22 protein-coding genes are annotated in these 26,796 nt (G+C 61.5%); 5 read left to right on the top strand and 17 right to left on the bottom strand.

The genetic code is table 11. From position 1 onward, the window contains the following. Positions 1-141 precede the first annotated feature (141 nt). Complete coding sequence (locus QW863_RS32280) at positions 142-618, top strand: helix-turn-helix domain-containing protein (protein ID WP_315716414.1); 477 nt, start codon at positions 142-144, stop codon at positions 616-618. 110 nt (positions 619-728) lie between these two features. Here QW863_RS32280 and QW863_RS32275 read toward each other — a convergent pair whose 3' ends face one another. The 10 genes from QW863_RS32275 to QW863_RS32230 form a co-directional block, all read right to left on the bottom strand. Beyond that, positions 729-1,304, bottom strand: coding sequence for a DUF2285 domain-containing protein (locus QW863_RS32275; RefSeq protein ID WP_315716415.1), 576 nt, complete (start codon positions 1,302-1,304; stop codon positions 729-731). 4 nt (positions 1,305-1,308) lie between these two features. Next, positions 1,309-1,503 carry a transcriptional regulator domain-containing protein gene (locus tag QW863_RS32270; RefSeq protein ID WP_315716416.1) on the bottom strand — a complete coding sequence of 65 codons (195 nt, stop codon included), beginning with the start codon at positions 1,501-1,503 and terminating at the stop codon, positions 1,309-1,311. A gap of 1,170 nt (positions 1,504-2,673) precedes the next feature. Then, entirely contained in the window at positions 2,674-4,050 is a 1,377-nt protein-coding gene (locus QW863_RS32265) for an MmgE/PrpD family protein (RefSeq protein ID WP_315769759.1), read from the bottom strand. Between the two features lie 236 nt (positions 4,051-4,286). Further along, positions 4,287-5,300 carry an oligopeptide/dipeptide ABC transporter ATP-binding protein gene (locus QW863_RS32260; protein ID WP_315716418.1) on the bottom strand — a complete coding sequence of 338 codons (1,014 nt, stop codon included), beginning with the start codon at positions 5,298-5,300 and terminating at the stop codon, positions 4,287-4,289. Next, positions 5,300-6,295, bottom strand: a complete 996-nt coding sequence (locus tag QW863_RS32255) for an ABC transporter ATP-binding protein (RefSeq protein ID WP_315716419.1) — start codon at positions 6,293-6,295, stop codon at positions 5,300-5,302. Before QW863_RS32255 ends, QW863_RS32260 begins: the two co-directional genes overlap by 1 nt. A gap of 5 nt (positions 6,296-6,300) precedes the next feature. Then, positions 6,301-7,170 (bottom strand): ABC transporter permease, encoded by an 870-nt coding sequence (locus QW863_RS32250; protein WP_315716420.1) that lies wholly within the window; start codon positions 7,168-7,170, stop codon positions 6,301-6,303. After that, complete coding sequence (locus tag QW863_RS32245) at positions 7,167-8,105, bottom strand: ABC transporter permease (protein ID WP_315716421.1); 939 nt, start codon at positions 8,103-8,105, stop codon at positions 7,167-7,169. Before QW863_RS32245 ends, QW863_RS32250 begins: the two co-directional genes overlap by 4 nt. Positions 8,106-8,181: 76 nt before the next feature. Continuing rightward, positions 8,182-9,579, bottom strand: a complete 1,398-nt coding sequence (locus QW863_RS32240) for an NAD(P)/FAD-dependent oxidoreductase (RefSeq protein WP_315716422.1) — start codon at positions 9,577-9,579, stop codon at positions 8,182-8,184. Continuing rightward, the gene (locus QW863_RS32235; protein ID WP_315716423.1) at positions 9,576-9,869 is read right to left on the bottom strand and encodes a (2Fe-2S)-binding protein; all 294 of its coding nucleotides are present in this window, start codon (positions 9,867-9,869) and stop codon (positions 9,576-9,578) included. The genes QW863_RS32240 and QW863_RS32235 overlap by 4 nt, the downstream gene beginning before the upstream one ends. Next, a complete protein-coding gene (locus QW863_RS32230; protein ID WP_315716466.1) occupies positions 9,850-10,968 on the bottom strand; it encodes an FAD-dependent oxidoreductase in 1,119 nt (372 codons plus the stop codon). The genes QW863_RS32235 and QW863_RS32230 overlap by 20 nt, the downstream gene beginning before the upstream one ends. A 20-nt stretch (positions 10,969-10,988) precedes the next feature. Between QW863_RS32230 and QW863_RS32225 the strand changes: the two genes are divergently transcribed. Beyond that, a complete protein-coding gene (locus QW863_RS32225; protein ID WP_315716467.1) occupies positions 10,989-11,972 on the top strand; it encodes a LysR substrate-binding domain-containing protein in 984 nt (327 codons plus the stop codon). Here QW863_RS32225 and QW863_RS32220 read toward each other — a convergent pair. Next, on the bottom strand, positions 11,959-13,536 hold the full coding sequence (locus QW863_RS32220; protein ID WP_315769756.1) for an ABC transporter substrate-binding protein: 1,578 nt from the start codon (positions 13,534-13,536) through the stop codon (positions 11,959-11,961). The two genes, QW863_RS32225 and QW863_RS32220, sit on opposite strands and share 14 nt — an antisense overlap. Positions 13,537-14,708: 1,172 nt before the next feature. Between QW863_RS32220 and QW863_RS32215 the strand changes: the two genes are divergently transcribed. Further along, complete coding sequence (locus QW863_RS32215; RefSeq protein ID WP_315769754.1) at positions 14,709-15,644, top strand: DMT family transporter; 936 nt, start codon at positions 14,709-14,711, stop codon at positions 15,642-15,644. A gap of 18 nt (positions 15,645-15,662) precedes the next feature. Here QW863_RS32215 and QW863_RS32210 read toward each other — a convergent pair whose 3' ends face one another. The 6 genes from QW863_RS32210 to QW863_RS32185 all read right to left on the bottom strand — a co-directional run bounded on the left by QW863_RS32210 (position 15,663) and on the right by QW863_RS32185 (position 24,924). Continuing rightward, on the bottom strand, positions 15,663-17,465 hold the full coding sequence (locus tag QW863_RS32210; protein WP_315716426.1) for an ABC transporter ATP-binding protein: 1,803 nt from the start codon (positions 17,463-17,465) through the stop codon (positions 15,663-15,665). Positions 17,466-17,484: 19 nt separating this feature from the next. Beyond that, on the bottom strand, positions 17,485-18,336 hold the full coding sequence (locus QW863_RS32205; protein ID WP_315769750.1) for an ABC transporter permease: 852 nt from the start codon (positions 18,334-18,336) through the stop codon (positions 17,485-17,487). Next, a complete protein-coding gene (locus tag QW863_RS32200) occupies positions 18,336-19,352 on the bottom strand; it encodes an ABC transporter permease (protein WP_315716428.1) in 1,017 nt (338 codons plus the stop codon). Before QW863_RS32200 ends, QW863_RS32205 begins: the two co-directional genes overlap by 1 nt. Positions 19,353-19,483: 131 nt before the next feature. Beyond that, positions 19,484-21,100 (bottom strand): ABC transporter substrate-binding protein, encoded by a 1,617-nt coding sequence (locus QW863_RS32195; protein WP_315716429.1) that lies wholly within the window; start codon positions 21,098-21,100, stop codon positions 19,484-19,486. Next, positions 21,019-22,851 (bottom strand): hydantoinase B/oxoprolinase family protein, encoded by a 1,833-nt coding sequence (locus QW863_RS32190; protein WP_315716430.1) that lies wholly within the window; start codon positions 22,849-22,851, stop codon positions 21,019-21,021. The genes QW863_RS32195 and QW863_RS32190 overlap by 82 nt, the downstream gene beginning before the upstream one ends. A gap of 9 nt (positions 22,852-22,860) precedes the next feature. Then, on the bottom strand, positions 22,861-24,924 hold the full coding sequence (locus QW863_RS32185) for a hydantoinase/oxoprolinase family protein (RefSeq protein ID WP_315716431.1): 2,064 nt from the start codon (positions 24,922-24,924) through the stop codon (positions 22,861-22,863). 185 nt (positions 24,925-25,109) lie between these two features. Between QW863_RS32185 and QW863_RS32180 the strand changes: the two genes are divergently transcribed. After that, positions 25,110-25,811 carry a GntR family transcriptional regulator gene (locus tag QW863_RS32180; protein WP_315716432.1) on the top strand — a complete coding sequence of 234 codons (702 nt, stop codon included), beginning with the start codon at positions 25,110-25,112 and terminating at the stop codon, positions 25,809-25,811. Positions 25,812-25,895: 84 nt separating this feature from the next. Beyond that, on the top strand, positions 25,896-26,796 hold a 901-nt coding region (locus QW863_RS32175), incomplete at its 3' end, for an aspartate aminotransferase family protein (RefSeq protein ID WP_315769745.1).

Genomic DNA, 26,796 nt, shown 5'->3' with positions numbered 1-26,796 from the left:
ATCAAACCGTGGCTGGCGACGATTGCATTTGATCTATCCTTTGTAGTTGTAGCGTGAATGACATAATTCTGGTTGATTGTTTCAAGCTGAGATTGATGCTTCATGGACGAACATCTTGGATACGGCATGAGGTAAGCGGACGTGGCGACTTCCAAACAGCTCCCTGACGGCCGCCCCGCTGTGTCCCGCAACCAAGGCAAGCGGCTCAGGAGGTCATCCAAGAAGCCCAATCATGTCGATCAGCATGTCGGAACGCGCTTGCGCCTGCGACGGAACCTGCTCGATCTCAGCCAGGATGACCTGGCAAGACGCCTCGGCGTGACAGCTCAGCTCATTCAGAAGTATGAAGCGGGCGAGACCCGGATCAGCGCATCTCGGCTGTACGAAATCGCAAACCAGCTCGCTGTTCCGATCACGTGGTTCTTTGACGAGATTGACGTCAAGGCAGGCGCCGCTGTGCCAGAGGCGTCTCATGAGCAGACGGCGGACTTCAGTGAGCTTGTGACCAAACGCGAATCTCGCCAACTGCTCGAGCTCTATTTCGGCATATCCGACGAGCGGCTTCGCCGAAAGGTGCTGCAGATGGCTGAACTTCTCCGCTCGCGCGACGACGAGTAATGCGCTCAGGACATCGGCCAAGCCGAATGACTGAGTTTTCGCATCCCTCATGCAGTCCTTGCGAGAGGGTCGACTTTCCGCGGCGGCTGCGAGACGGACCAGCGCGCCGATCATGCTGATCGCCGTTGGCTACGCAGCAGATTTCGATAGCCGCCTCGGATCAGGGTCTGACCTGTTTGAACCAGCCGGATCGTCCGGCTGCGCAGGTCGTGCGTTTTCCATCCCCGATCTTCAACCCGCTCGGACCCGAACAGAACCGTGGCGATCGCCCGATAGTTCTGACCCTCGAGGTGGCCATCCAAGGCGCGCAACGCAAGAACGAGGCGCTGGCGCTGTTGAATGGGCCCGGTGTGAGCCGGCAGCCGGACCGGACCTCGTCTCAGCGCCGTCCAAAGCCGATAGGCCGCGCGCGTCTGCAAATCGAAATCACGGTCGAGCGGCAGTTCGACAGCCACGGCCGTCCCCTTCGCCGGAAGCCGGGAGAGCATCAGCCGGTGCGTGGCGCCGCCCAACTGCAGCACCGCGTACCAGCCGTCGGACGCCCGTCTCAGCTCGGCGCCGGGCGATCCGCGAAGGTCGAGATGAGAGAATGGCGCAAGCGAGCCTTGCGAGGTCGGAGCAAGGCGAAGCACAGTCGGCAGCACTTCCGGCGCCCAGAATATGGCCTGAGCATCAAACCGGCGCATTGGGTCAGCCGCGAAAAGAAAGCCCCCATCGCTGCCGGAATTCAGGATCGGTCGGGCCGTCTTTGTCTTGTGCGAGCAGACCGCTGTAATCTCGCCGATAGTCTGGATTACGACGTAGACATTCCCAGGCAAAGTCGGCCGCATCGGCTGTTTCGAGCTTCTTGTAAGACTCGGACGACCGCCAGTTGAACTCGCTCATTACACACTCGTCCCTGCCATTTCCGCTCTCTCACCAAGGTTTGCAGAGGCTAGCAACGAGGGCTCCTGCACGGAGCTATCAATCTGCGGAGTTGACACCGATCGAGCGCAACACAGTGGATTTTGCGTATTCCAGTGACTTTCGGTTTCACTCAAATCGCGCCGGCCGCGCTACTGTGTGCGGCGCCAAGCTCGCCTCGGGTCGACTTGCTAAAGATTTCAGCAGATGACCGAGAAGGCAGCTGCTTACACTTGAGGCTCACGCGAGCTTCTCCACTAGTGCTCACGCACGTTTGACGAGCGCTTCCCGTCGGCCCGACCAATCTCGGTCAAGCGACCTCGCCCATGCCATATCGCCCAAGTCAACGCGCTCCGCTCAATCCGCAGGATCGAGCTGATGTTCCAGGCATTGCGCCGCGCGATCGGAGATCAGCTCCGGATGAAGTCCCGCTGCGCCGGCGCTCTCGTGCGGCGCTTCTATCGTAAGCCATTCGCCGCGCGCCCGTGCCCACCCCGCGGCAGGATCGATGGCCAAGAGCGGCGCAGCCAAGCTGCCCTGGAATAATGGAAGACGCCACACCGTTCCCTCAAGCACGCATATGTCGTCGCGAACGACGACAGTCCAGTGCTCAACAAATCCGGACCATTCGAGCGTAGATGGCGGCTGTGACGGACCCTGTGCTCAAACAGCCGAGCAGCTTCGCCGCGAACACAAGGTTCGCCTTTGATACCCGCCGGTTCGCCTCGCAATCCGCCCGACAGGAACGGGGCATTCTGGCAGTATCCGTTCCTGCACGTGAGGGAGGATCCGTTGCGACGCTCGGCCCGGTCTCTTGGCTATGGTCGATTCGATTGACGTGTGATTCTTTTCAATTCGATGGCGATCGTAGCGCCGTATTCACTGCACTGAAGATCTTCCCATTCTCGTGACAGCCATACGACCGCATTCCGGACCACTACCTTTACAGGTAGCTGCTTCAAAGTAATTTTCATATCAGGAGGCCAATTGACACCGCATGGCAAGGATGATGCTGGAGCGCTGCAGAAGCCAGATCGCCGGCGCCTCCTCGCCGGCTTCGCGCGCGCTTCTGTCCAGGGGGTGGGACAAAGCGATCTGCGTAGACCTGTTGGCAGGAGGACTTTCTTGCCGCCGTCTCATCGCTCGCTGGGCCTACTCGGCGACCTCAAGCCGCTCGACAGGCGACGCGTCATTCGAGCTGGCGAACAGCCTTGCTTCCAGCATCGATTGCAACGGCGCAACATCTCCGCTTCGCAACGCGCCAATCGCATGTGGCATCCCAGCCGCGACACGAGCATCGCGACCAGCTGCAATGGCCTGGAACTTCGACCCGATGTCGTCCCAACTCATCGGATTCGTAGGCTCTCCTTTCGGCGCCAACACGGTCCGCTCAAAGGAGCCCGACGCCGTGGTGATGCGAACCCGCCCGGGAACCGCGGCCGGGAACATGAGGTCGAATTCGGGATTGACGGTCATGTGGACGCGTCCAGCAATCTCGATGGCTCTTTGGTCTGTCAGCGACTCGTTGCTCAAGGGGAGCAACGCCGCTGCGCCGCCGGTCGCGGCGACACCGAGGCAGAACGGAAGGCTGTACTGCGCTCCTTCCAGCGTACGCGGCTCAACCTCGTTGCTCAGGGTCAACGACCTCCCAAAGGTCTCCACGTCGATGTTGATGATGGCTTCCGGATGAAGCTCATGATCGCTCAGCAATGTGATCAGCGCGTCAATCGGCGCGTGAATCCAACGGCAGCAACTATAAGGCTTGAAATAGGTGCTGTTGATGAGCCAACTCGTTCCGAGCCCGTCGAGAAGCCGCGCGCGATCGTAACGTTCTGAACTATCCAGAATATCGACCGGTCCGGTGAAGCCCTGCTTGGCCAGATCGACCGCAAGGATGCCATTGGCGGCTCCCCATGGGATCCCCTCCTTGACACTGTTGCCTCTGAAGCGGGTGTATGGAGTAGCCGACTGGCTCGGTGCCGTCGTGCCAGCGATTGAGATCGCGTGTGCGATCTGGCCCCGCGACAGCCCCTTCAGCCAAGCAACCGCTGCGGCAACGGCTTGACCGCTCCAGAGGCCGCTGTTCACCGTCGGGACGCTTCGTAGATCCCGGGCGGCAGAAATACGAACGCCTATCTCATATCCGATGGCAATCGCGGCAAGCGCGCGTTGCCCATCCAAGGACGGAGTGCCGAGCAGTGACAATACCCCCGGAATGATCGCTGCGCCGGGGTGCCCCGAAGCGGCGCGGTGGCCATCATCCAAATCGAGCGAGCACGCGGAGGCCGCGTTGACGAAGGTTGCCCCCGCAGCGGTCGACCGCTCTCCTGAAAACCACATCGCCGCCGATCCATGGCCCCAGGTCGCGCTCGCTATTCGGCGCACGGCCACCGCATTTGGCGTGTCATGGCCGGCTATCGCGGCCGTCATCAAATCGAGCACGCATTTCGCCGCGCTGATCCGGGCTTCTTCTGGAACTTTGCTCGCGCTGACCCATTCGGCCAACAGCTCGGCAGCGGTGTATGTCATGCAGGCCTCCAGGGATCTTCAACATGTGTACTGGATCGGACGAGGTGAGGTAGCGCAGCCGTCCACGTCGGCAGATCATGGCGGGCAGACAAATCAATGCGCGGTAAAATCCTCGAAACCGCTACAGCTCTCGGAGCGAGCTCCCGCTCAAGTCCATCTCAATCCAGGGGAGGATCGGGCAACTGGATTACGATCACGGCAAGCTCGCCAATGAACTCCTTTGGCGGGGCTCTAAGTCATCGCGCTCCGATGCGCAGGCTGTCCCACGCTATATCGCTTGTTTCCGGGAAGTAGCACGCTCGGAATCGGCCGTCTCCCGACGTCTCCAACTGCGGCTTTTCGACGGAACATAGACCTTCCGCTCGCGCGCAACGCGGATGAAAGCCACAGCCCGGAGGCGGATTGGCTGCGGAAGGAACCTCTCCCACGATCTGGATCAGAGGCCGGCGGGCCCTCGGATCCGGCACTGGATAGCTGTCGCGCAGAAGCCTGGTGTAAGGATGCAACGGACGGTCAAGAACATCTGCCGTCGGCCCCTCTTCGATGATGCGCCCAAGATACATGACGGAGACTCGGTCGCAGAAATGGCGGACCACCCCGAGATCATGCGAAACGAACAAGAACGACAGGCCGCGGCGTTCGCGCAGCCCCTCCAGCAGTCGAAGAATTTGCGCCTGGACCGAAGCATCGAGTGCAGAAACGGCCTCGTCTGCGACGATCAGTTCGGGATCCAAGACCAGCGCCCGTGCAATGCCGATCCGTTGCCGCTGCCCGCCGGAGAACTCGTGCGGATAGCGTTCCAACGCTTCTCGCGGCAACCCGACCTCGACCATGGCGGCTTCCGCCCTCTCGCGGATCTCCTTGGACGAGAGTCGCAGATGAACGCGAAGAGGTTCTTCCAGAGTCTGGCGAATTGTTCGGCGCGGGTTGAGCGAAGAATAGGGATCCTGAAAGACGATCTGCATCCGGCGCCGCAACGCACGCAAGGTGGCACCCTTGGCGGCCCGGACATCGATGCCGTCGAATAAGATTGATCCGCTATCGGGCTCAATGAGCCGAAGGATGGTACGCGCGACCGTTGACTTGCCACAACCGGACTCGCCCACGAGGCCAAGGGAAGCCCCCTTTGGAATGCGGAAGGACACATCATCGACCGCCCGGACGCATCTGGCGCCTGAACCTCCGTGTCTCACGAAGGTCTTCGAAAGATGACGTACAACAAAGTCGCAGCTTCCCAGGGACGTCGTCATCAATGCACTCCTCCGACCGGTCTGACGGGACAGCGCACCAAATGTCCGGGATCACCTGATGATACGAGCTCTGGGTGCAGTTCGGTACAGCTGCGGTCCTTGAACGGGCAGCGGGGCGCATAGGCGCAGCCTGCTGGAACGGCAGACAGGGCCGGAACACTGCCGGGGATCGGCTCCAGACTCTCGCTGGCCCGGTCAGCTCGCGGCATGGCGCGCAGCAACGCCGCCGTATAAGGGTGCATGGGCTTTGCGAACAGCGCGTCGACGGTCGCAAGCTCGACAATCTCGCCCGCATACATCACGGCAACGCGGTCGGCGATCTGCGCAACCACGCCAAGATTATGCGTGATGAACAACATCGACATTCCGTAGGCCTGTTTGAGCTCTTCGAGTTGAGTCAGCACCTGCGCCTGGATCGTCACATCGAGTGCCGTCGTCGGCTCGTCGGCCAGAAGAACCCTCGGATGGCAGGCAAGTGCCATGGCAATCATGACGCGTTGGCGCATCCCCCCCGAAAATTGATGCGGATACTCATCTAGTCGGCTCTTCGGCGATGGAATCTTGACCTCCGCCAAGAGCCGAAGCGCCTCAGCCTTGGCCTCCATGCGCGACCCTCCGCGATGAATGAGGATCGCCTCCGCGATCTGGTCTCCCACGGTCATGGTCGGATTGAGACTCGTCATCGGCTCCTGGAAGATCATCGCAATCGAATTGCCCCGGATCGTGCTCATGTCCCGCTCGGACAAGGTCACCAGATCTTGACCCTCGAACAACACCTCTCCGCCTTGGATGCGAGCACCGGCATGCGGAAGCAGCCGTAGGATGGACAGGGCCGTGACGCTCTTGCCACTGCCTGACTCGCCCACGACCGCGAGCGTCTCGTTTGGCATCAGTGATACCGAGACGTTTCGTACTGCCGGGTACCAATGGCCGCCGATTCGGAATTCGGTCCGCAGATTGCGCAGGTCGAGAGCTGGCCTAGGAAACGATGTCATGCCTGCTATTCCCCCCGCAGCTTTGGATCGATTGCGTCTCGCAGAGCGTCTCCCAGGAGATTGAGGGCGAGCACGGTCAACAAGATCGCAAGGCTCGGGAAGACCGCGAGCCACCAGGCGTCGAGGATGTTGTCGAACCCTTCGCGGATCATGCTGCCCCAGGTCGGTGTCGGTGGCGGAACGCCCAGCCCGATGAAGCTCAGCGATGCTTCCGTGCGAATCGCGGAAGCCATCCATAGTGAACTCATCACCACGACATCCGAGATGAGATTGGGGAGAATGTGAACCCCCATGATCCGGACGGGTCCGAACCCAAGCGCTCGGCCCGCGATCACGAAGTCCTGCTGCTTCAAGGCAATCGTTGGCGCCCGGGCAACTCGCGCAAACGGCGCGATCTCCGTGATTGCGATTGCAATGATCAGGTTCTGAAGGCTGGCGCCGAGCATCGCCGCAATCATGAGGCCGAGCAGGAGAGCTGGAAACGAGAGCATGACATCGAGCACTCCCATCACGAGCTGATCCAGCGCTCCTCCGACATAACCCGCAACGATTCCGATCGTGCAGCCGATCGTCATCGCAATCAGGATGGCGACGAAACCGACCATCAGGGAGATGCGGGCTCCATAGATCAGACGGGACAGGACATCTCGGCCGTAATTGTCCGTTCCGAACAGGAACTCCGCCGACGGCGGCTCGAGCCTGGCCACGATATTCTGCTCCAGCGGGTCATGAGGCGCGATCAGCGGCGCGAGCACCGCCACGACAATGATGAGCGCAAGAAGCAGCGCACCCAGCCAGAAGAGAGGATTTCTGGAAAAGGCCAGCCACAATCGACTAGGCTGCGACACTGCAACCGATGCAACCCCGACCGTCATTTGTATTTCACCCGCGGATCGATAAGCCCATAGGTAATGTCCGTCAGCGTATTCACGACGATGACGCAGATGGCAAAGATGATCATCAGCCCCTCGAGCAGCGTATAGTCGCGAGCATTGAGTGCCCCGAAGATCAGCTTGCCGAGGCCGGGCCGGTTGAAGATGATCTCCGTGAGCACCGAATTTCCGATCAACGTACCGAAGTAGAGGCCAACAACGGTAACCACCGGAATGAGGCCATTGCGCAGAGCGTGTCGCATGACGAGGCGGGTGGGAGTCACTCCCTTCGCGCGCGCTGTGCGGATGTAATCCTCACCAAGGACTCCCAGCATGGATGACCGCGTGACACGCACCACATAGGCCATCAGGATCAAGCCGAGATTCAGCGCAGGCAAGGCAAGGCTTCGTAACCGTTCGATCGGATCAGTGCTATCGGACGCGAGAACGGGGAACCATCCCAGCTGGATCGCGAATACGATGAGCAAAAGAATCCCTGACACAAACGCTGGGAACGATAGCCCGACCAACGAGACCAGCCGCGAGACGTAGTCGATCCAGCTGTTGCGGCCGAGCGCGGCGAGGATTCCGAGCGGCAGACCCAGGACGATTCCGATCACGATGGCCGCCAAGGTGAGTTGGATTGTGGAGGGCAACACCAGCAGGACCTCCTGCACGACAGTCCGGCCGCTGCTCAGCGATTGCCCGAGATTTCCGTTGAGCACCTCACCGAGAAAGTGAAGATATTGGACCTGGATCGGCTGATCGAGCCCGAGCCGGGCGCGCATCGCGCGAAGCGAGGCTTCGGTTGCCTGGTCGCCGAGGATGACGGATGCCGCATCACCCGGAACGAGACGCACCAGCACGAAGATTGCTGTCAACATCACCAGCAAGGTGGGGATGGCCAGCAGCAGCCGCTTGAAGGCAAAGCTGATCATTGGATCACCCAGCACATTCGCGAGTAGAAACCAGAACGTTCGGACTGAACTCTTCTCTCCAGACAAGGAAAGTGCCTCACAACACCTCCTCCTTTTGATCGAGTGTGGCCAGCTCTCCAAGCGTCACGGGCTTGAGCGGGGGCCTGACTCGATAGAAGCCGATCTCCCCTATAGGACAATCCTGGATTTCCGCGAGGATGCGGGTGACGGTATAACCGCATTGCCGCCCCTGGCAGGGGCCCATCCCTGCACGCGTGAAGGCCTTGATCTGGTTCGGGCCGGAGCCGCCGATCTGCGCCATCGCCCGGATCTCTCCTGCCGTGACCTCCTCGCAGCGGCATATGACGGTCTCATCGGACGGACTAAAAATCCTGCCGTGGGGTCTGAACATGGTGTCAAGAAAGGGCCGCAAGGCAAGTTCGCGAGCCAAACTCTTTTGAACGCGCAGCGCTTCCTTGAGCACGATCTGCTCGTCCGCATAGCCGAGCTTGACTGCCAGCCTGTGTGCTGCGAGCGCCCCACGACATTGCGCGGCCTTCGCGCCAGCAATGCCCGCGCCGTCCCCGGCAATGAAGATACCGGCTTTGGTCGTTTCACCCCATTGATCGAGAACCGGAACGTAGCAATCCTGCTCGTCACGCCATTCAACCGCGCAGCCCAGCCCCAGCGGAGCATGGACGTTCGGCACGACACCTTCATGCACAAGCAGATTATCCGCGGAAACGGTCTTCTCTTGCGCATCGGCCGTTCGATAGCTGATGGATTCGATCCGGTCAGATCCGTGCGCCACGAGGTCGATGACATGGCGGACGACGGGCACACGCCGGTGTCGAAGGACGGCCGTCCACGCGAGCCCTTTGAGGAGCGCCCCACTGCCACGCAGGGCCTTCGGCAGATGCCGGAGCGCCGCCCAATGACTCCCGGCCGGTGTCGTGTCCAGATAGCCGGCGATCTGACCTCCGGCGTTGAGCAACTGAACGAGGTAGAGAAGCGGCAACGGGCCACAACCAGCGACCCAGACCGGCTTGGAGGGGATCTGCCCGGCGGTCTTCAACAGGACCTGAGCGGCACCCACCGTGAGGACTCCCGGCAGTGTCCAGCCTGGGAAGGGAGCAGGCCGCTCCTGGGCGCCGGTTGCGAGGATGATGGCGCGCGCCTCGATCGTCCTGGCTTTGCCATCATGGGTCACGAAGGCACGAAAACCAGGTTCGACCTGCCAAAGCTGTGTACGAGGCTCGTACCGCGCGCCACTGGCGCGGAATGCATCGGTCGCAGCCTTTCCGTCCTGATAAGTCCTTCCAAGGATGGCTCCCCTCGGGGTCGCCGCTTGGGTTTCGACCGAGCGCCAGATCTGCCCGCCAGGAGAACTTTGATCGTCCACAACCAGGACGTCAATTCCATAGCGGCGGGCTGTGATGGCCGCTGTCATGCCAGCAGGGCCAGCCCCTACGATGAGAAGATCGGTGGTGCTCATGACGGCAAGCACCGCTTACGCTGCTGGCGCTCAACCTTCATGCCCTCCTGAACCGGGGTCATGCAGGTCTGAACCGAGGCGATTCCATCTACCTGAGCGAGACAGTCGAAGCAGACGCCGATCATACAATAGGGAGCTCGCCCGCTCCCTTTGACCGGTGTGGGGCGCGACCAGACGACAGCCTGCCGGAGCAGCACAGCTGCCAGGCTTTCGCCCGGCTCCGCCGTGACAGGTTTGCCTTCGACATAGACAGTCACGGTCTCGGCGGGCTCATGCAGCTTTCGAAACATCAAAGCGACTCTGATGAAAGATATCGAGCGAATCCGGCAACTGGCCGGCCGAGATGGCATCGGCCAAGACGGTGGAATGCAGAGCTGCAAGCGTGACGCCTGAATGGCACAACGCCACGAAGGCTCCCCGGTGCTTCTGGGACTGGGCGTAGACGGGACACCCGTCAGGGGTCATGATGCGCAACCCGGCCCACTGCCGAACCAATTTTGCCTCGGCAAGCCCCGGCACGATGCGAAGCGTCCGCCGACTGAGATCTGCGGCCGCGATCGCGGTCGCGGAGCTATCGAAACCAGTCTCCTCATGGGTAGCACCGATCATCACGGTGCCTTCCCGGGTTTGACGCAAGCCACTCGTCGGCAGAGGCAGAAATGGTTCAAGGCGCTCGGTCACCAGGATCTGCCCGCGTTGAGGCCGCAGCGGGATTTCAAGACCCACTTGCCGCGCCAGCGCCTGAGACCCGAGACCCGCAGCGATCAGCACGCGCGGCGCACTGACGGTCTCGTTTCCGAACGTCACCGTAAAGCCCGCCTCGCTGGGCACGATCTGCCGCACCGCAGCGTTTGGGCGCAGATCTCCACCCAGACGCAGGATTCCGGCATGAAGAGCCGCAAGGAGCTGAAGCGGATTGGCATGCCCGTCCCGCTGGCCGAAGCTGGCGCCGGCCACGTCAGGCCCCAATCGAACCTTCGGAAGCAGTTTGGCCAGTTCAGCGCGATCGAGCATCCGCCAATCCGCCTCCGCTCCGCCGAGCTGATTCTGCAGCCGCTGAAGGTCCAAGCGGCGCTTCTCGAACGCGTCATCTCCGAGGCAGAACGCCAAACCGCCATTCTGTTCATACTGAAGATCCAACGCGGCCAGATCAGTGAGTTCCGACGCAAAGTCGGACCACATGTCGACGCTACGGCGTGACAGCTGCTGATAGGCGGGCATGTTCTGGCCTTTGCCCTGTAGCCAAACAAGGCCGAAATTGGCCCGCGCCGCACGATGGTCGCGATCGTCACCGTCGAGCACGAGCACTCGGCGTTGTCTTCGCGCAAGCCCATAAGCGATCGCAGCACCGACCGTGCCCGCACCGATAACTATTATCTCAGGATGCATCAGATTTCCTCTTGCCCAATATGACGACAAAAAGAGATATTTGGTCAAAGTCGAAAATCTCTGGCTGTATTCTTCAGGGTTATGGGATGGCTCGTCAGATCAATCTCAGACAGGTTGAGGCGTTCAAAGCGGTGATCGAGAGCGGCTCGATCAGCCGAGCCGCTTTGATCCTCAACATCTCCCAGCCCGCGATGAGCAAACTGATCGCTCATCTCGAAGAGGATACCGGGCTCAGCCTGTTCGATCGCGTCAAGGGCCGCCTTGCTCCGACAGAGCGCGGCATGCGGCTTTACAAGGAGATTGATCGTATTTTTTCAGGTGTCCGCCAGGTGGAGAATGCCGTCGAGGCGATCCGCCGCGAGGAGCAGGGGCAGCTTCTTGTCGGAGTCATGCCGGCTTTGTCGCGTTCGTTCATCCAGCAGGCGACGATGGGCTTCCTGCAGCAGCATCCCAACGTGTTCTGCTCGGTCAAGTCACGCAGCTCGGAATGGATCGTGGACTGGCTGGTCACACGCAAGCTCGATGTCGGCCTTGTCAGCTCGCGGATCGACAATCCCTATGTGATCGCCGAACCGCTGATCCAGCACCCGCTCGTCTGCATCATGCCGACCGATCATCCCCTCGCCATGAAGAACGTTGTGGAGCCCGATGATCTCGACGACATTCCCTTCGTGTCTTTCGACCCTGAGAGCCAGGCCGGTCAGTGCATTGCGACGATGTTCGACGCCTACAACGTCAGACCCAACACCGTGCTCGTTGCCAATGTCTCGCCGACCCTGTGCGAATTCGTGGCAGCCGGCCTCGGCGTCGCGCTGGTGCACCCTTTGATGTTCAGCGGGCTTCAGGACCGTCTGGCCATCAGACGCTTCGAGCCTGCTTTGTCTTACGACTTCCAGCTCTGTCGAATACGCGACAGCCGCAATGCAAGTCTGGTCGACGCCTTCCTGCAGCAGGCGCGCACGACGGCCGCACGGCTCTCCCAGGAGTCGCTCAGCGCGGCATAAGCGTCGTCGCCTCGGTGATCGGCGGAGCGAGGTTCATGGCTCCTTTGAGCTCATAGCCGTAGTTGACACGCTTGCTGTGCCCCCAGACCTGCTGAAGCTCAAACAGCGGAACAGAACAGACGGCGTCGTGGATCTTGCGCTGAGCCTCCTTCCACAGCTCCTGCTGCCGCTCCACACTGCCTTCCACCCGCGCCGCCTGTATGTCGGCGTCCGCAACGTCGCAATGGGAGAAATTGGCAACCGCCGTCGGCTTTCCGATGCTCGAGCCCGAGTGATAGAACTCGGTCAGATAAGTGTCGGCGACCGGAAATCTGGCGGCGCCATAAAACACCAGAGCGCTGGCATTACCGCGAATTTGGCTCTGATAGGTGGCGTGATCGACAACGCTCATATCCAGCTTGATACCGGCCTTTGCGAGCTGGCGCTGAATAATTTCCATTGTCGGCAGGATAGCCGAGATATTGGACACCACGACCTTGAGCGTCAGGCCATTTGGGTAGCCCGCTTCGGCCAGAAGTGCCTTGGCCTTCACCGGATCGTAAGCATAAGCCCCTGATGAACAGTCCTCTCCGATATAGCCCGGGGGCACGACCGAGCAGCCTTTCAGACTGACGCTCTTACCGACAAACTGCACGAGATCGTCGAGATTGACCGCAGCGGCGATTGCCTGTCGGACTTTCAGGTCATCGAGCGGCGGAATACTGCTGTTGATGTGAAGCGTTCGAAACTCTCCTGGACGGAAGACATCAACGACCATGTTGCCGCGCTGGCGGGTCATATCGACCCAGCGTTGCTCGCGCCGGCCTTGGATGACGTCGAGCTCTCCAGACGCAAAGGCGAGCTCGCGGGCGCTGTCGGAGGGGATCGTACGGTACATGATATTGCTGATCTGCGGCCGGCCGCGGAAATAGCCCTCGTTTGCGACCAGCTTCACATGCCGCTGCGTTTCATGCTCTGAAAACGCAAACGGACCTGTACCGACGGGATTGGAGGCAAACTTGTCTCCGAGCTCCTCCACTGCTCTTTTGCAGACAATGTTTCCGCCGTGATAGTTGGACAAGCGGCCGAGGAAATTCGGATCTGGATACTTCAGGGTCATGCGAACGGTGGACCCGTCTACCTTGGCGATGCTCTCCACCGCGGAGAAGTCTGCAGCGAAGCTCGATCGGCTGGGGTCTGCGGCACGTGTCAGCGAGTAGACGACATCATCTGCGGTGAGGCTGCCCCAGTCGCCGTGAAACTTGACGCCCTTTCGGAGGAAGAAGGTCCAGACTCGTCCGTCTGGGGACGTTTCCCACCGCTCGGCGAGATCGGGTTCGAGATCCTTAGGGTCCGCGCTCCCTGGCTTGAATCGAACCAGGCCGTTGAACATCAGGCCGATCAGCGGCTTGTCGGTGCTGGTCGTCGCACGATGGGGGTCAAGCGTGGTAATGTCTGATCCACCGGCCCCGATTTGCAGGGTGGTCCCCGGGGCTTCCGCTGCAGACACATCACCGGTCGCGTTCACCGCGACGGCGATGCAGAAAGCCAACATATAGACGTACTTCATGGAGACGTGCTTCATCCGGTGCCTCGCCCGTTGCCCACGCAGCAGGCTGGAAGAGTCCTGCATCTCTGTCAAAGTCCGAAATCAAGGAGACCTATTCTTGGGCGTTATGGGGCTAACGACGAAGCTCAACTGCGGCGCAAAAGTGTGAGTCCCAGGACCCAGGTGACAGCGACTGCAATCAGAGCTTGCGCGTCGGCCGCGCCGAATGCCACGCCCACCTACAAAGCTCCTGGATCGGCAGATACAGCCGGGAAGCGGTAGTAGCCTCACTCTCGCGTTCCGCCCCGCCGAGAGCGGCCTGCCACCCCTCCTCTTGCGGCACCAAACGGCATCGCAGTCGTATTGACATCAATACAATATCTGTTTTCGGGTCGTAACGAATAAATCTCAAGGTTGCGACCAGAGCTTCGTCCAAACAGATCTGCCGAGATAAGCCTGCCTGGCGACTGAGGAGCGCGCGCCGTCATCGGACACCCGGCCATTCGCGGCCCTGGTGCCCAAGCAACAAATCGTCATCAGCCGACGTGCACCACTCATGCCACGCAGGCGCTTTCTTGACGAGCCACCGAGATTGGCGGTGCTACGCGACGACAGGACCACGAGACCCCCCGGCTAAGGTGTGCAGCACACCCCGCCTCACGTCGCACCCGCGGGCCCCACCAAAAGCCCGCAGCAGATGGCACCGCTGGCAGCCGAGATCATAGAGCGGATCAGGCACGCGCGAGCTTCCGATCCGACGAACGAGAAGAGTACTGCGCTTTCGCCGACACAACCACGTCGTCAATATGACCGCTCCAGCGAACTTAACGACGTACCGGCAATTCAGCTATCGGTCTTGATCCTCTTCTTCCTGGCGATCACGGCGTTCTCACCCGAGTTGAAGACGTTCCATCATCGCATAGGACATGCGACTGCATCCAGGACCACCACCTTTCCTGGTAGCTGGGCCGATTGTGATCTTCATATTAGGATGCCGTTGGGGCCGGCATGGATGGATGCGAAAGCTGATGGACTCCTGTGTCGGAGCGAGATGACACCGGGCTGAACAGAGGTCGTTTGGCGCAGGCACGGCCGTCTGCTCTCGGCAGACGCCAGATTGGCGTCCGCAGCGACCCAGACTGGTCACAACCTGCACACCACGTACTTCGCGTCGACTCAAGGTGCGGAGACGGACCAGGAGATTACGGATGCAAGGTCATCCTGGACGAACGGACGTCTTGATGCTGGGCTTTCGTGCCACCTCTACCATCGCAGCAATCGCAGCTGCGGTCGCGAGCTGCGCCAACGGCGCTCAACTCGCCGTGACGCGCTTGATCGTCCAGCGGCATGACCCGCTGGCCGTCGCCTTTCTTCGCTGTGCGATTGCGGCTGCGTGCCTCGCGCCGCTTCTCAGGAGATCGCAATGTCCGCCGGCCCGGGATTGTGCGACCATCCTCGCTCTTGGTGGTGTCGTCGCGGGTCTCTGTCCGTGGCTTTTGACTATTGCCATGCAATACACCACCGCCTCGCGGGGAGCGCTTGTGATCTGTTCCAGCCCTTTGCTGACCCTGCCATTCGCCGCCATGGTCGGACAGGAAAGATGCACCCGGCGCCGGGTCGCCGGCTGTTGCTGCGCGCTCATCGGAGTTGCCGTCGGACTTTCCGGACAGCTCGTTACGGGCACGCCAATGACCATCAATCGTGGCGATGCGGTCGTGCTCCTCACCACCGTGTTGTTGGCACTGTTCAACGTCTGCGCTGCTCGCATGTTGACGCGCTATCCCGCCCACACGATCGCTCCGATCGCCTGTCTCGGAGGCCTTGTGGTCTTGTTCGCCTTCACCCTCGCGGGAGGCACGCTCGGCGGCCTACCGCTGCTTGCCGCCGAGGATTGGCTCGCGGTTCTGTTCTGCGGGACGGTTGGGGGAGCCGGCGTATTGTTGCTCTGGTCCTGGGCCATCGAACAAGCTTCGGCGGCCAGGATTGCGATCTTCGTGACGGCGGCGCCGATTTCGGCGGCCGCCGCCGGCGTCATCCTGTTGGCTGAGAACCTGCCGCCTCAACTCGCCGTTGGGACCGGCCTCATCCTCGTCGGGATCTACTTGGTCTACCGGGCCGAACCGTTTGCCAAGCGCCAAGTGTAACGCATGGCGGCGATCCCTTCAGTTCCGAGGGACCGCACCCACACTCAAGCGGCTTCTCTCGAACCCGGAGATCGGCGGCGGCTCGCCGCCGAATTCGATCCGGGGAATCGCGTCGAGAAGCGCCTTGGTATATTCGTGTTGCGGTCTGCTGAACAGGTCTGCGACCGCTGCCTGCTCGACAATGCGTCCCCCCTTCATGACCATGACGCGATCGCACATCAGCCTGACGATGTTGAGATCATGACTGACGAACAAATAGGACAGGCCCAGCGCCCGCTTCAGCTTGTTCAGCTGATTGAGAACGACGGCCTGCACGGAGACGTCCAAGGCCGAGGTCGGCTCGTCGAGCACGACCAGCGCCGGGTTAACCGAAATCGCCCGGCCAATGCCGACGCGGGCCTTTTGACCGCCGGAGAGTTGATGTGGGTACCTGCTGAGCAGCGCCTTCGGAAACTCGACAAGGTCGCAGATGCTGTGGATGCGCTGTTCGAGGTCATCCGATCTTTTCAGCCGTTCGAGACGAAGCAGCGGATCGGCAATTGCCTCGAATGCGGTCCGCCGCGGATCCAGGCTGGAGGCGGGATCCTGAAACACGATCTGAATCAGCCGCCGCTTGGCCGACCTTGCAAAGGACCGCGGGTCGGCATCGGCGATCTCTTCACCATGAAGCCTGATCGATCCCGCCGAGGGCTTGACCAGTTTGGCAATCAGCCGCGACGTTGTCGTCTTACCCGACCCCGACTCGCCGACAAGTCCGACACATTCGCCCTGGTGCACCTCGAAGCTGAGATCATCGACCGCCCGAAACGACGAGGGCCCGGCCGCGGGGCGGCTGCGCCAAGGCGCCATGAATTTCGACAGGGTGCGTGGCGACTTCTGCAGTACGTAATCGTGCGTCAGCCCCTGGACGCTAAGAACGGGCTCCTTCGCAAGATCAGGCATATGAGCCGCCTCCGGGAGCTGCCGGGTCGGACCGAAGACCTGCGGCTCAGAGGCAGGGATCAGGTCCGAAAGCTTGTCATGACCCTGCGGCGTCGCGCTCAGCAGCTTCCGCGTGTAGACGTGTTGCGGACGACTGAAGATCTGCGCGGTCGGACCGTGCTCGACGACTCGTCCGCGCTCCATGATGATGACGCGGTCACAATATTGCGCCGCCAGACCGAGATCATGGGTGATGAACATGGTGGACATGCCGCGAGAGCGATTCAACTCCACCAGCAGTTCCATGATGGCCTTCTGGGTGGTGACGTCCAAGCCGGTGGTCGGCTCGTCAGCCAGCAGCAGCCGTGGCGTACACGCAAGCGCCATGGCGATCACGCTGCGCTGACACATTCCGCCGGACATCTCGAACGGATAGGCGTGGACACGACGCTCAGGGGCGTGAATGTGAACCGCACGCAGGGCTTCGATAGCTCTCCTGTCGGCGTCACTGCCCCTCAGCGGGCTGTGCGCTCTCAGGACGTCGCTGATCTGCGCTCCGACCGGCCTGATCGGATTGAGAGCCGTTTGCGGGCTCTGGAACACCATTGATATCTCACTTCCGCGAATGGCCTTCAGCTCCGACTCCCGCAGGCCGAGTAATGACCGGCCGAGATAGGTGATCGAACCCGATTGCACCCGAGCCTGGCGCGGAAGCAACCCCAGGATCGAGTAGGCCGTGACGGATTTCCCGGAGCCGCTTTCTCCGACGATGCCAACGATCTCGCCCGCTTCGATTTCGAACGACACGTGATCGAGCGCCCGCACGCGTCCATGCGGGGCATCGAACTCGACAGCCAAGCCATCAATGCTCAGCAGCGGGGGATCGGATCTCTTCAACATGACCTGCTCACCAGGGCTTCTATCGGCTACGAACGTCGAGGATGTCCCTCAAGGCATCACCCAGCAGATTGAAGGCGAACACTGCCAAGGCGAGCGCTGCGCCTGGAAAGACGACAAGCCACCAATTGCCAGCCATCGCCTGAGCGGCGCCATCAGCGACCATGATCCCCCACTCCGCCGTCGGCGGCCGAATGCCGAGGCCGATGAAGGACAGGCTTGCGGCATTGAGGATCGCCCAGCCGAGATTGACGGACAACTGAACCATGAGGTTGGGCATCACGTTCGGGAGTAGAACGCGCGCTATGATCCGACCGTCGCCATTGCCGGCGACGCGCGCTGCCTCGACAAACAGCTGGCTGCTCAACACGCCGACCTCCACGCGCGCCAGCCGCACATAGAATGGGAGATTCACGATCGCGGTGGCAAGGATCACATTGCGCAGATCGTTGCCGAGAGCGGCAACCAGCGCCATGGCCAGAACGAACAGCGGAAAGACCTGGAGCATCTCGGCGATGCGGCTGGTCCAGAGATCGAAGGCACCGCCCAGATAGCCAGATAATCCGCCGATGCCGACGCCTATGGTGAAGGACGCCGTCACCGCGCAGACCGCGATGAAGAGATCGAGGCGCGCAGACACGATCACTCTGCTCAGAAGGTCCCGCCCCAGCTGGTCGGTGCCGAACCAATGCGTCCCGCTTGGCGGCAGAAGCACATGGCCGAGATCGGTCGCATAGGGATCGAACGGTGCCAACATTGGTCCGAACAAAGCCAAGAGCAGCATGATTGCGACGGTCGTGACGGCCGCAACAGACAACCAGTTCAGCGTGACGATCCGCGCCGCATGTGAGACGATCGAAAATGAAGACTGCATCATACCCCTCTGCGTGCGCGTGGATCAGCAAGGCCATAGGCGACATCGATCGCCAGATTGACGGTGACAAGAAGCAGCCCCATCAGCAGGACGAACCCTTGTACGGGCGCATAGTCGGATGCGAGCAGCGCATTCAGCGCGAAGCTGCCGATGCCGGGCCAGCCGAAGACCCGTTCGACCAGAACATTCGAACCAAGCATCGTCGAGAACACGATCCCCATCGTCGTCAACACCGGCAGCAGCGCATTGCGCAGCGCGTAGCGGATGTAGACCGTGACGTCGCTGAGCCCCATCGCGCGCGCCGTACGCACGAAATCGGAACTCAGCACCCCCAGCATGGCAGATCGCGTCATGCGCGTCAGCGGCGACAGCACGAAGATCGCCATTGTGATGCTCGGCAGCACAAGCCTGCCAGCAGCTGACTGCAGCGCATCCCAGCGCCCGCTGAGGCTGCTGTCGATCAGGAGAAAGCCTGTCAGACGCGGCGGCGCGGCGATGAACATGTCGATCCGATCGACGGGTTCCGGAGCGATACCAAGCCAGAGAAAGAACACGTAGGTCAGGAGCAGGCCCGTGACGAAGGTCGGCATCGACACGCCGATACTGCTGATGACGCGCGCCAAGTGATCCACCGGCGAGCCGCGCCATATCGCTGCCATGACGCCTAGAGGAATGGATATGGCGAGCGCCAGCAGCAGCGCCACGACCGCCAGCTCAAGCGAGGCTGGCAGGCGCTCGCGCAGCTCCGTCAGGACCGGACGCCCGGTTGTGAATGACATGCCAAGATCAGCCCGGCCGATATCCTTCACATAGATCAGGAGCTGCTCGGGGACGGACCGATCGAGGCCGAGCTTTTGTCGGACATAGGCCGTCTCCTCCGCGGTCGGTACGGGACCCGACGCGAAGAAAACCGCCGGATCGCCGGGGAGAACGCGCATGATGAGGAATGTCGCCACGACCAGGGTGCAGATCGCGGGCACCGCCGCAAGCAGGCGGCGCAGGAAGAAGGTCAACATTGCGGGGCTCCAAGCTCTTCAACAACGCCCTTCAGCGCAACTAGATCAGGCGACCGCGGGACCCGCAGACGGCGTAGGATGGCGAAGCACCGGCTCCTCGCCGAGGGTGGCGAGGAGCCGGCTGGCATTTGTCAATTCCTGGTCAACGACCGCACATCTGGAAGGGTATGAAACCAGTACGCATAGTTCCCGATGTCCTTGCCGATCACAACCTCCAGAGCTGCCTGGCGAAACATCAGGAGCGGAACATCGCGATTCACGATCGCGATCATCTCGCGCATCGCCGCGTCATAGTCGGCATCGCTGCCGGCTTCGTCAGCCTTTGCCAGCAGCGCATCGAGCGCGGGATTGTTGTAGCCGGAGAAATTCGAGCGTGTATTTCCACGATAGAATATCCGGATCCAGTAGTCGGGAAGATTGAGCCAGGCGACCTGATTTTCGAGGTAGACCGGCATTTGCTTTGCTGTCTGCAGCTCGCCGAAACGCGCCCCTGGCAGCTTCTCGATCGTCACACGGATGCCAGCCCGGGCGAGATGATCCTTGAGCGCCACCGCGAGATTTTCAAAGTATTCTGCCTTGCAGGTGCATAGCGACAAGGTGGTCTCGAAGCCGTTCGGATATCCTGCCTCAGCCAACAGCTTGCGCGCCATCTCTGGATCATAGGCGAACGACTGTGGCTGCGGAAAGCTGGCACCTTTGGCCTCCTCGGGCGGACCGAACAGTCGCTTGCCCCGGCTGAGAAACACACTCCGGAAAATGTCGTCCTGCGGGATGGCGTGCGCGATCGCCTGACGAACCCTCACATCGTCGAACGGCTTGGTCTGCGTGTTCATGACCAGAAACTCGAACTGGTTCGGCATAGGTATCAACAGCAGCCTGGCCTGTGCGCGCCGCTCGACGCCTTCGATGGCATTCGGCGTCAGCCCAACGGCAACATCGGCCGCATGCCGTTCGACCAGCGCTACGCGGGTCGTATCTTCAGGCACGGTCTGAAACACAGCCCACCGCATGGCCGGGTGCGGCGCGCCATGCCATTTGTCATTGCGCTGCAGGACAACCTGGTCAGGCCGGAAAGTCATGACCTGATACGCGCCGCTTCCTGCTTCGTTGGCCTTCAGCCACTCGGTGCCCCAAGGATCATTCGGGGTGACATGGGCCTTGACCTGGTTGGCGTTGATGATTGGCGCGAACGGCGTGCTGAGCGAAAGCAGCAGATAGCGATTGGGCTTGGTGAGCGCGATCTCCACCGTCTTGGCATCGATCGCCTTGATCTGATCCTCGTTGACGAGCCCCCCCAGGTTGAGAACGAAGCGCGTGGTCGGCAGGCTGATCGCACGTTGCAGCGACCACTTGACGTCCTCGGCGGTCACCTGCGATCCGTCATGGAAGGCTGCGGAGCTGCGAAGATGAAATCTGTAGATCTTGCCGTCCTCGGAGATGTCCCAGCGCTCAGCGATGTCGCCGCGCGGTTCGTCCAGCCTGTATTGCTGGACGTTGTCACGCGGTTGATCCAGCGCGAACGTGACCAGCCGGTCGTAGACGTGCCAGGACACGCCCCAGGTCGATCGCTGCACGCCAGCGCCCGCAGCATCCAGCGAGCTGGTCTCGAACGGCCAGACCACTCGCGCGGTTTCGTTACGGCTCTGGCCCCAGACCGGTGGAAAACCTAATGCGACCTGAACGGCGACGGCCGCCGCGAGGATCGCTCGTCGTTTGCAGGCGTAGGCTCTTGCTGTGAAAGCTCCCATTGGGCGATCTCCTCAAGGGTGGTCGTGGTGAAACGTCTCTTGCTCCGCTCGCGATGCGTCGCCTCGTAGTCGACCTTCGACAGGTCGGATGACAGCACGACCTGATAGATGGTCCGGGCCGCATCCAGGCTGACGAGTTCGTCGATGACATCGCGGCGCACCGCTTCCGGATTCCGCTCGCCCGGATCGCCCCATCCGCCACCGCCGGCCGACTCGATCGAAATGTCCATGGGACCACAGCGCAACGTGCCGTAGGCCGGTGTTTGAACGAGGGTGCCGTCTGCAGCGCGGCATCTGATCGAAGCGACGGCCCCAGCCTGTCCGCCCATCACCCCGGACCCGGAGGGCCGCCTGCTCGCCTCGTCACGAAACGTGGTCTCGGTGGGCACCAACTGCCGGGCCTCGTAGTGAATTCCGGTCCCGCCACGCATCCGGCCAGGACCTCCTCCATCGGTTCGGAACTCCTGGCGGCGGATCTCGACTGGGTAGGCGAGCTCGAGGTCCTCGACATTCGGCAGCACGAGCCCACCGAGGGTGTTGACCGTGCCGAGCACGTTGAAGCCGTCGCGTTCTGCGACCGCACCGGCGGCGGGATAGCCCAGCCAATGATAGAGAACAAAGATGTTGCCCTGTCGCGTCGAACCGGCCGATACCGGGTGTAGCGACTTGCCCCACCCTGCGCAGCTGCGATCGGGCGCGGCGCCTGACAAGGCCTGCCAGCAGGCGGTAATGATCTCGTGCGCCGGATGCGTGGTCGTAAAGCCGACGGGCGCTGGCGATCTTGCGTTCACGATGGTGCCTTCAGGAGCGATGATCTGGATCGCCCGGTAGGCACCCTCGTTCCGGGGCAGGGACTGGTCCAGGAAGGTCGCAACCGCGAGATAGACGGCCGATGAGGTATTGGCCAAGGGACTGTTCTTGAAGCCTGCGATCTGCGGCGAACAACCGGAAAAGTCGAATATCAGTCGTTCGCGCTCGACGGTCAACGACACCTCGATCCGGATATTGGCCGCCGCAAAGCAATCATGATCGCTGAGGTCGACGCCGCTGTATCGACCGGGCCGCAATTGCTCGATCTCAACCTGCATTCGACGCTCTGCATAGTCGAGCAGGTTTGGAAACAGCCTTTGCGCTTGTTTGCTGCCGAGATCGCGGGCCAGCGATGCGAGCCTTTCGGCACCGATCCGCGTCGATCCGAGCATGGCGTGCAGATCGCCGATGAGCAGGTCGGGACAGCGCGTGTTGGCGAGCAGCAACTGCAGGATATCCTCGCGCACGACTTCCTTTTGGGCGATCCGCAATGGCGGGATGCGAACGCCTTCGTGGAAGATCTCTCGCGCGGCCGCATTATAGGTGCCCGCGACCCCTCCCCCGACGTCAGACTGATGTGCGCGATTGCATGAAAAGCCGAACAACGCACCTTCGACAAAGACGGGCCGCATTACCGTCCAGTCCGCCAGATGGTTGTTGCCCGCCAGATAGGGATCATTGGACAGGAAGACATCGCCCTCGGCGATATCTCCATTGAAGGCCTGCTTCAGAGCGCGCAACGCGAAGCCGCCGCTCCCGGTATGAATGGGGATGCCGTCAGCCTGCGCCACCACGGCCCCATCCGCGTCCCCTATGAAGCAGGAAAAGTCGTGAGACTGCGAGAAGATGGGACTGCGCGCGGTCTTCATCATCACCCATCCCATCTGCCGGGTGATATGATCGAGCTGCTTCTGCGTCAGGGCGAGCAAGACGGGATCCATGATGTTCCCCTATTGGAGCTCGATGATGTAGTTGCCGCCGGAGGTCACCCGGAGCCGATCACGCGCACCCACGAGAATCGTGGTGGTGCTTTCCTCGACGATGGCCGGGCCATCGACCAGCCTATGGGATGCAAGCGCACTCCCTTTGAACACCGGGACCTCTTGCCAGTCATGTTCGGCATCGACCCAGATTTCGCGCCGCCCGTCAGGATCATTCCCACGGCTGCCGGCGAAGTTCGATGCTTGAGCATGCAAGCGGGACAGAAGTCCGAAGCCACTGACCTTGACGGAAACGACCTGATGGCGACCGTCCGGTTGAGTATGACCGAACATGCGCAGATGCTCGGCTTCAAACCGCTCGATGATTGCGGCAATCGGCTCGTCGTCCCGCACGGTGATCGGGATCGATGACTGCTGACCGAAATAGCGCAGGTGCCACTGCGTCAGGAATCGCCGGCGCTCGGGTGGAAAGCCTTCCTCCTCCAGGAGCGTTGTTGCCTGCCCGATCAGACTCGCCGTCAGCCGGTCGAGAATGCCACGATGTTGCTGCTCCAGGGCGATCGGAATGCTCCGCTGCAGATCGCAGCGCAGGTCGGTGTTGCACATTCCAAACGCGCACAATATTCCCGCCAGACGCGGTACGAAGACGTTCTGGCAGCGTGCCAGACGCGCAATGCTGCTCGCATGCAGCGCGCCTGCTCCGCCACCGGCAACAAGAGTAAAGCGGTGCGGATCCAGCCCCTTCTCGATGCTGACGTTCTCGACGGCATGCAGCATCGTCTGCTCGGCCAGCCGAATGATGCCAACGGCCGCCTCAAACGGCTGAAGACCGAGCGGCTCGGCAATCTGGGTGCGGATCGCCTCCTCCGCGAGCCACCGATTGAGAATGATCGCGCCGCCGCCCTGCGCTCCAGGCCGCAGCCTGCCGAGCAGCAGCTGAGCATCGGTCACGGTAGGCTGCAAGCCGCCGCGCTCGTAGCAGGCCGGCCCAGGATTGGATCCCGCCCCGCGTGGGCCGACGCAGAGCAGCCCTCCTTCGTCCACGCTGGCAATCGAACCGCCGCCGGCACTCACGGTCGTGATTTCGACCGATGGCACCGCGACGCGCAGCCGTTCGATATCGAGAAGATCGGTCATGCCGATCTCGCCTGCATTGACCATCATCACGTCGCAGCTCGTCCCCCCGACTTCGAGCGAGATCAGATGATCGGTGCCGGCCTCTGTCTGAAAATGCGTGAGCGCACCGGCGGCTGCAGCGGGACCGGACAGCAGCATGGCCACCGGATGCCTGGCAATCTGAGCCACCGAGACAACGCCGCCATTGCTTTGAACGACCAACAGCGCGCGCAAGCCCATCGCCCGGAGATCACGTTCCAGGCCGTTGAGATAAGGTACGACGCGCGGCGCCACATAGGCATTGATGACAGACGTTGATGCCCGCTCGTACTCACCGACAACCGGCGCGAGCTCGCTAGACAGCGTCACCCACAGCGCGGGAGCATGCTCGGCAATGATGTCGCGGCATCGCTGCTCATGGTCGGAATTGCGATAGCTGTGGAGCAGGCAGACAGCGACAGATTCGACTCCGAACGAGAGCATACGGTCGAGCGCGCGGCGGACGGACGCCGGATCCAGCGGGACGACCGCATTCCCCTCCGCGTCCGTCCGCTCAACCACGGACAATCGCCGGTGCCGCGGCACAATGGGATCTGGCCAGGGAGCACGATGGTCCCAGGGATTGTCTCGCCAGCCCCTTCTGATCTCGATGGTGTCACGAAATCCTTCGGTGCCGAGCAGACCGACGACCGCGCCCGTTCTCTCGAGCAAGGTATTGGTCGCGATTGTCGAGCCGTGAACGAACAGATTGGTCCGGGACAACAACAGCTGAAGCGTCATGCCGAGCTCGGAGGCCGCACGCTCGAGCGCCGCAACCACACCTTTGGCCGGATCGGCTGGCATGCTTGGCGACTTGGTTGCATGCACACGACCGCCCCCATCGACAATGCTAACATCAGTGAAGGTTCCACCGATGTCGACGCCAACGCGAAACCCGCCCCTCAATTCACTGTCCATAATACCACCACCCTCTTTTTGATGTATCAGACAACAAATTTGTTATGTCAAGAGCCCGTCGCGCGACGCGCAAAAGCTCCTTGCGGATCGATCGGGAGCATCACGGCAGCGAATGCACAGGGGAATGATGCACCAAATAGCCTGCCCGGCTTGAAATCCCGCACTTATGCACTCAGAGTGCGGCCATGTTCTCAGACCTGACCGACTCCTCGTTGAAATCGGCCGCAGAGATGCCTCTCGTGCCGATCGACCGCCAGACCAGCCTTGGTGAACTCGCCTACGCCTCCCTGAAGGAGGCAATCGTGCGAGGTGAATTCTCGGCTGGACAAAAACTGACGGTGCGCGCTGTTGCCCAGGCGCTCGAGGTCAGCACGACGCCCGCGCGTGACGCCATCATGCGCCTGATTGGCGAAGGCGCCCTCGTCAATGCCGGCCCGAAGACCGTCATCGTTCCACCCTTGACCAAAGCTGCGCTCGATGAGGTCACCGCCATCCGCCTGGTGCTGGAGGCACTGGCGGCGCGGATGGCGGCGACAAACATGTCGCCAGAGACCATCGATAAGCTCAAGGCCTTGCAATCTCAGATCAATTCGGCGCTCGACGCGGGCAATTATTCTGCCGCCCTCAAGGCCAACAAGGCCTTCCATTTCCTGATCTATCAGACCGCGAACATGCCTCGCCTGACAGCCATGATCGAATCGCTCTGGGTCCGCATCGGCCCTTCGCTGAACGACCTGTACCCAGAATTCGCGACCTCCAGAGTGGGCGTGAGTAACCACATGGAGGCGATCGCGGGGCTGGAGAGTGGGGACGCCGCCCGGGTTCAGGCGGCGATCGAAAAGGACATTCGCGACGGATACCGACGGCTCGCCACGAGACTGGAATAGCGGGCGGCTCCAGCAACAAATTTGTTGCATCAAATATCAAACGCGCCTAGTCATGGCTCACTTCAGTCGAAGCGAGAACCCATGATGACTGTCCAATCAGCCCTGCCCCAGGCTTCCGCGAGGCAGACCGGACCCACCCAGGTGGGACCCAGATCCAAAGAGGCCTTTCGGCGCGCGAGCTGCGTCTTTCCCGATGGCACAACACGGGCCACCATCGAGCGGGACCCGCTTCCGCGCTATGTGAGCCACGGCTCTGGGGCTTACGTGTTCGATGCAGATGGTCGAAAATTTCTCGACTTGAATGCGAATTTCACGACCCTGATCCACGGCCATGCCTTCGGTCCTGTCGTGTCGGCGCTCGAGCGGCAATTGCGCGACGGGACGTGTTTCGCCAATCCGACCGAACGCGAGATCGAACTGGCGGAGCTGATCTGCGAGAGGGTCGCCGCCATCGAGCGCATCCGCTTCTGCAACACCGGTACGGAAGCGGTGATGTTCGCCATCAAGGCGGCCCGCGCATGGACCGGACGGCCCGCCATCGCCAAGATCGAGGGCGCCTATCACGGAGCGTATGATTGGGTCGAGGTGAGTCAGTCCAGCGGGCCCAGCAATTGGGGGGCACCCGCCGAGCCTCAATCCGTTGCATACTACAAGGGGCAGCCCGCCTCGGTGTTGAACGAGGTGGTGCCGCTGCGTTTCAACGACGTACAGGGAGCGGTGGAGCGGATCGAGCGCAACGCCGATTCCCTGGCGGCCATCGTCATCGATCCGATGCCGAGCCGCGCCGGCCTGATTGCGCCGGATCCGGAATTTGTCGACGCCATTCAGTCAACCGCTCGGGCTCACGGCATCCTGATCATCAGCGATGAGGTGCTGAACTTCCGTCAAGGCTTTGTTGGAGCGTCCGCACGCTATGGTCTGGAGCCAGACCTCTATACGCTCGGCAAGATCATCGGTGGAGGACTCCCGATCGGGGCGGTTGCCG

The organism is Bradyrhizobium sp. SZCCHNR1017 (genome assembly GCF_032381375.1).
Taxonomy (GTDB): domain Bacteria; phylum Pseudomonadota; class Alphaproteobacteria; order Rhizobiales; family Xanthobacteraceae; genus Bradyrhizobium.
This window is presented reverse-complemented; position numbering and strand designations above follow the sequence as displayed.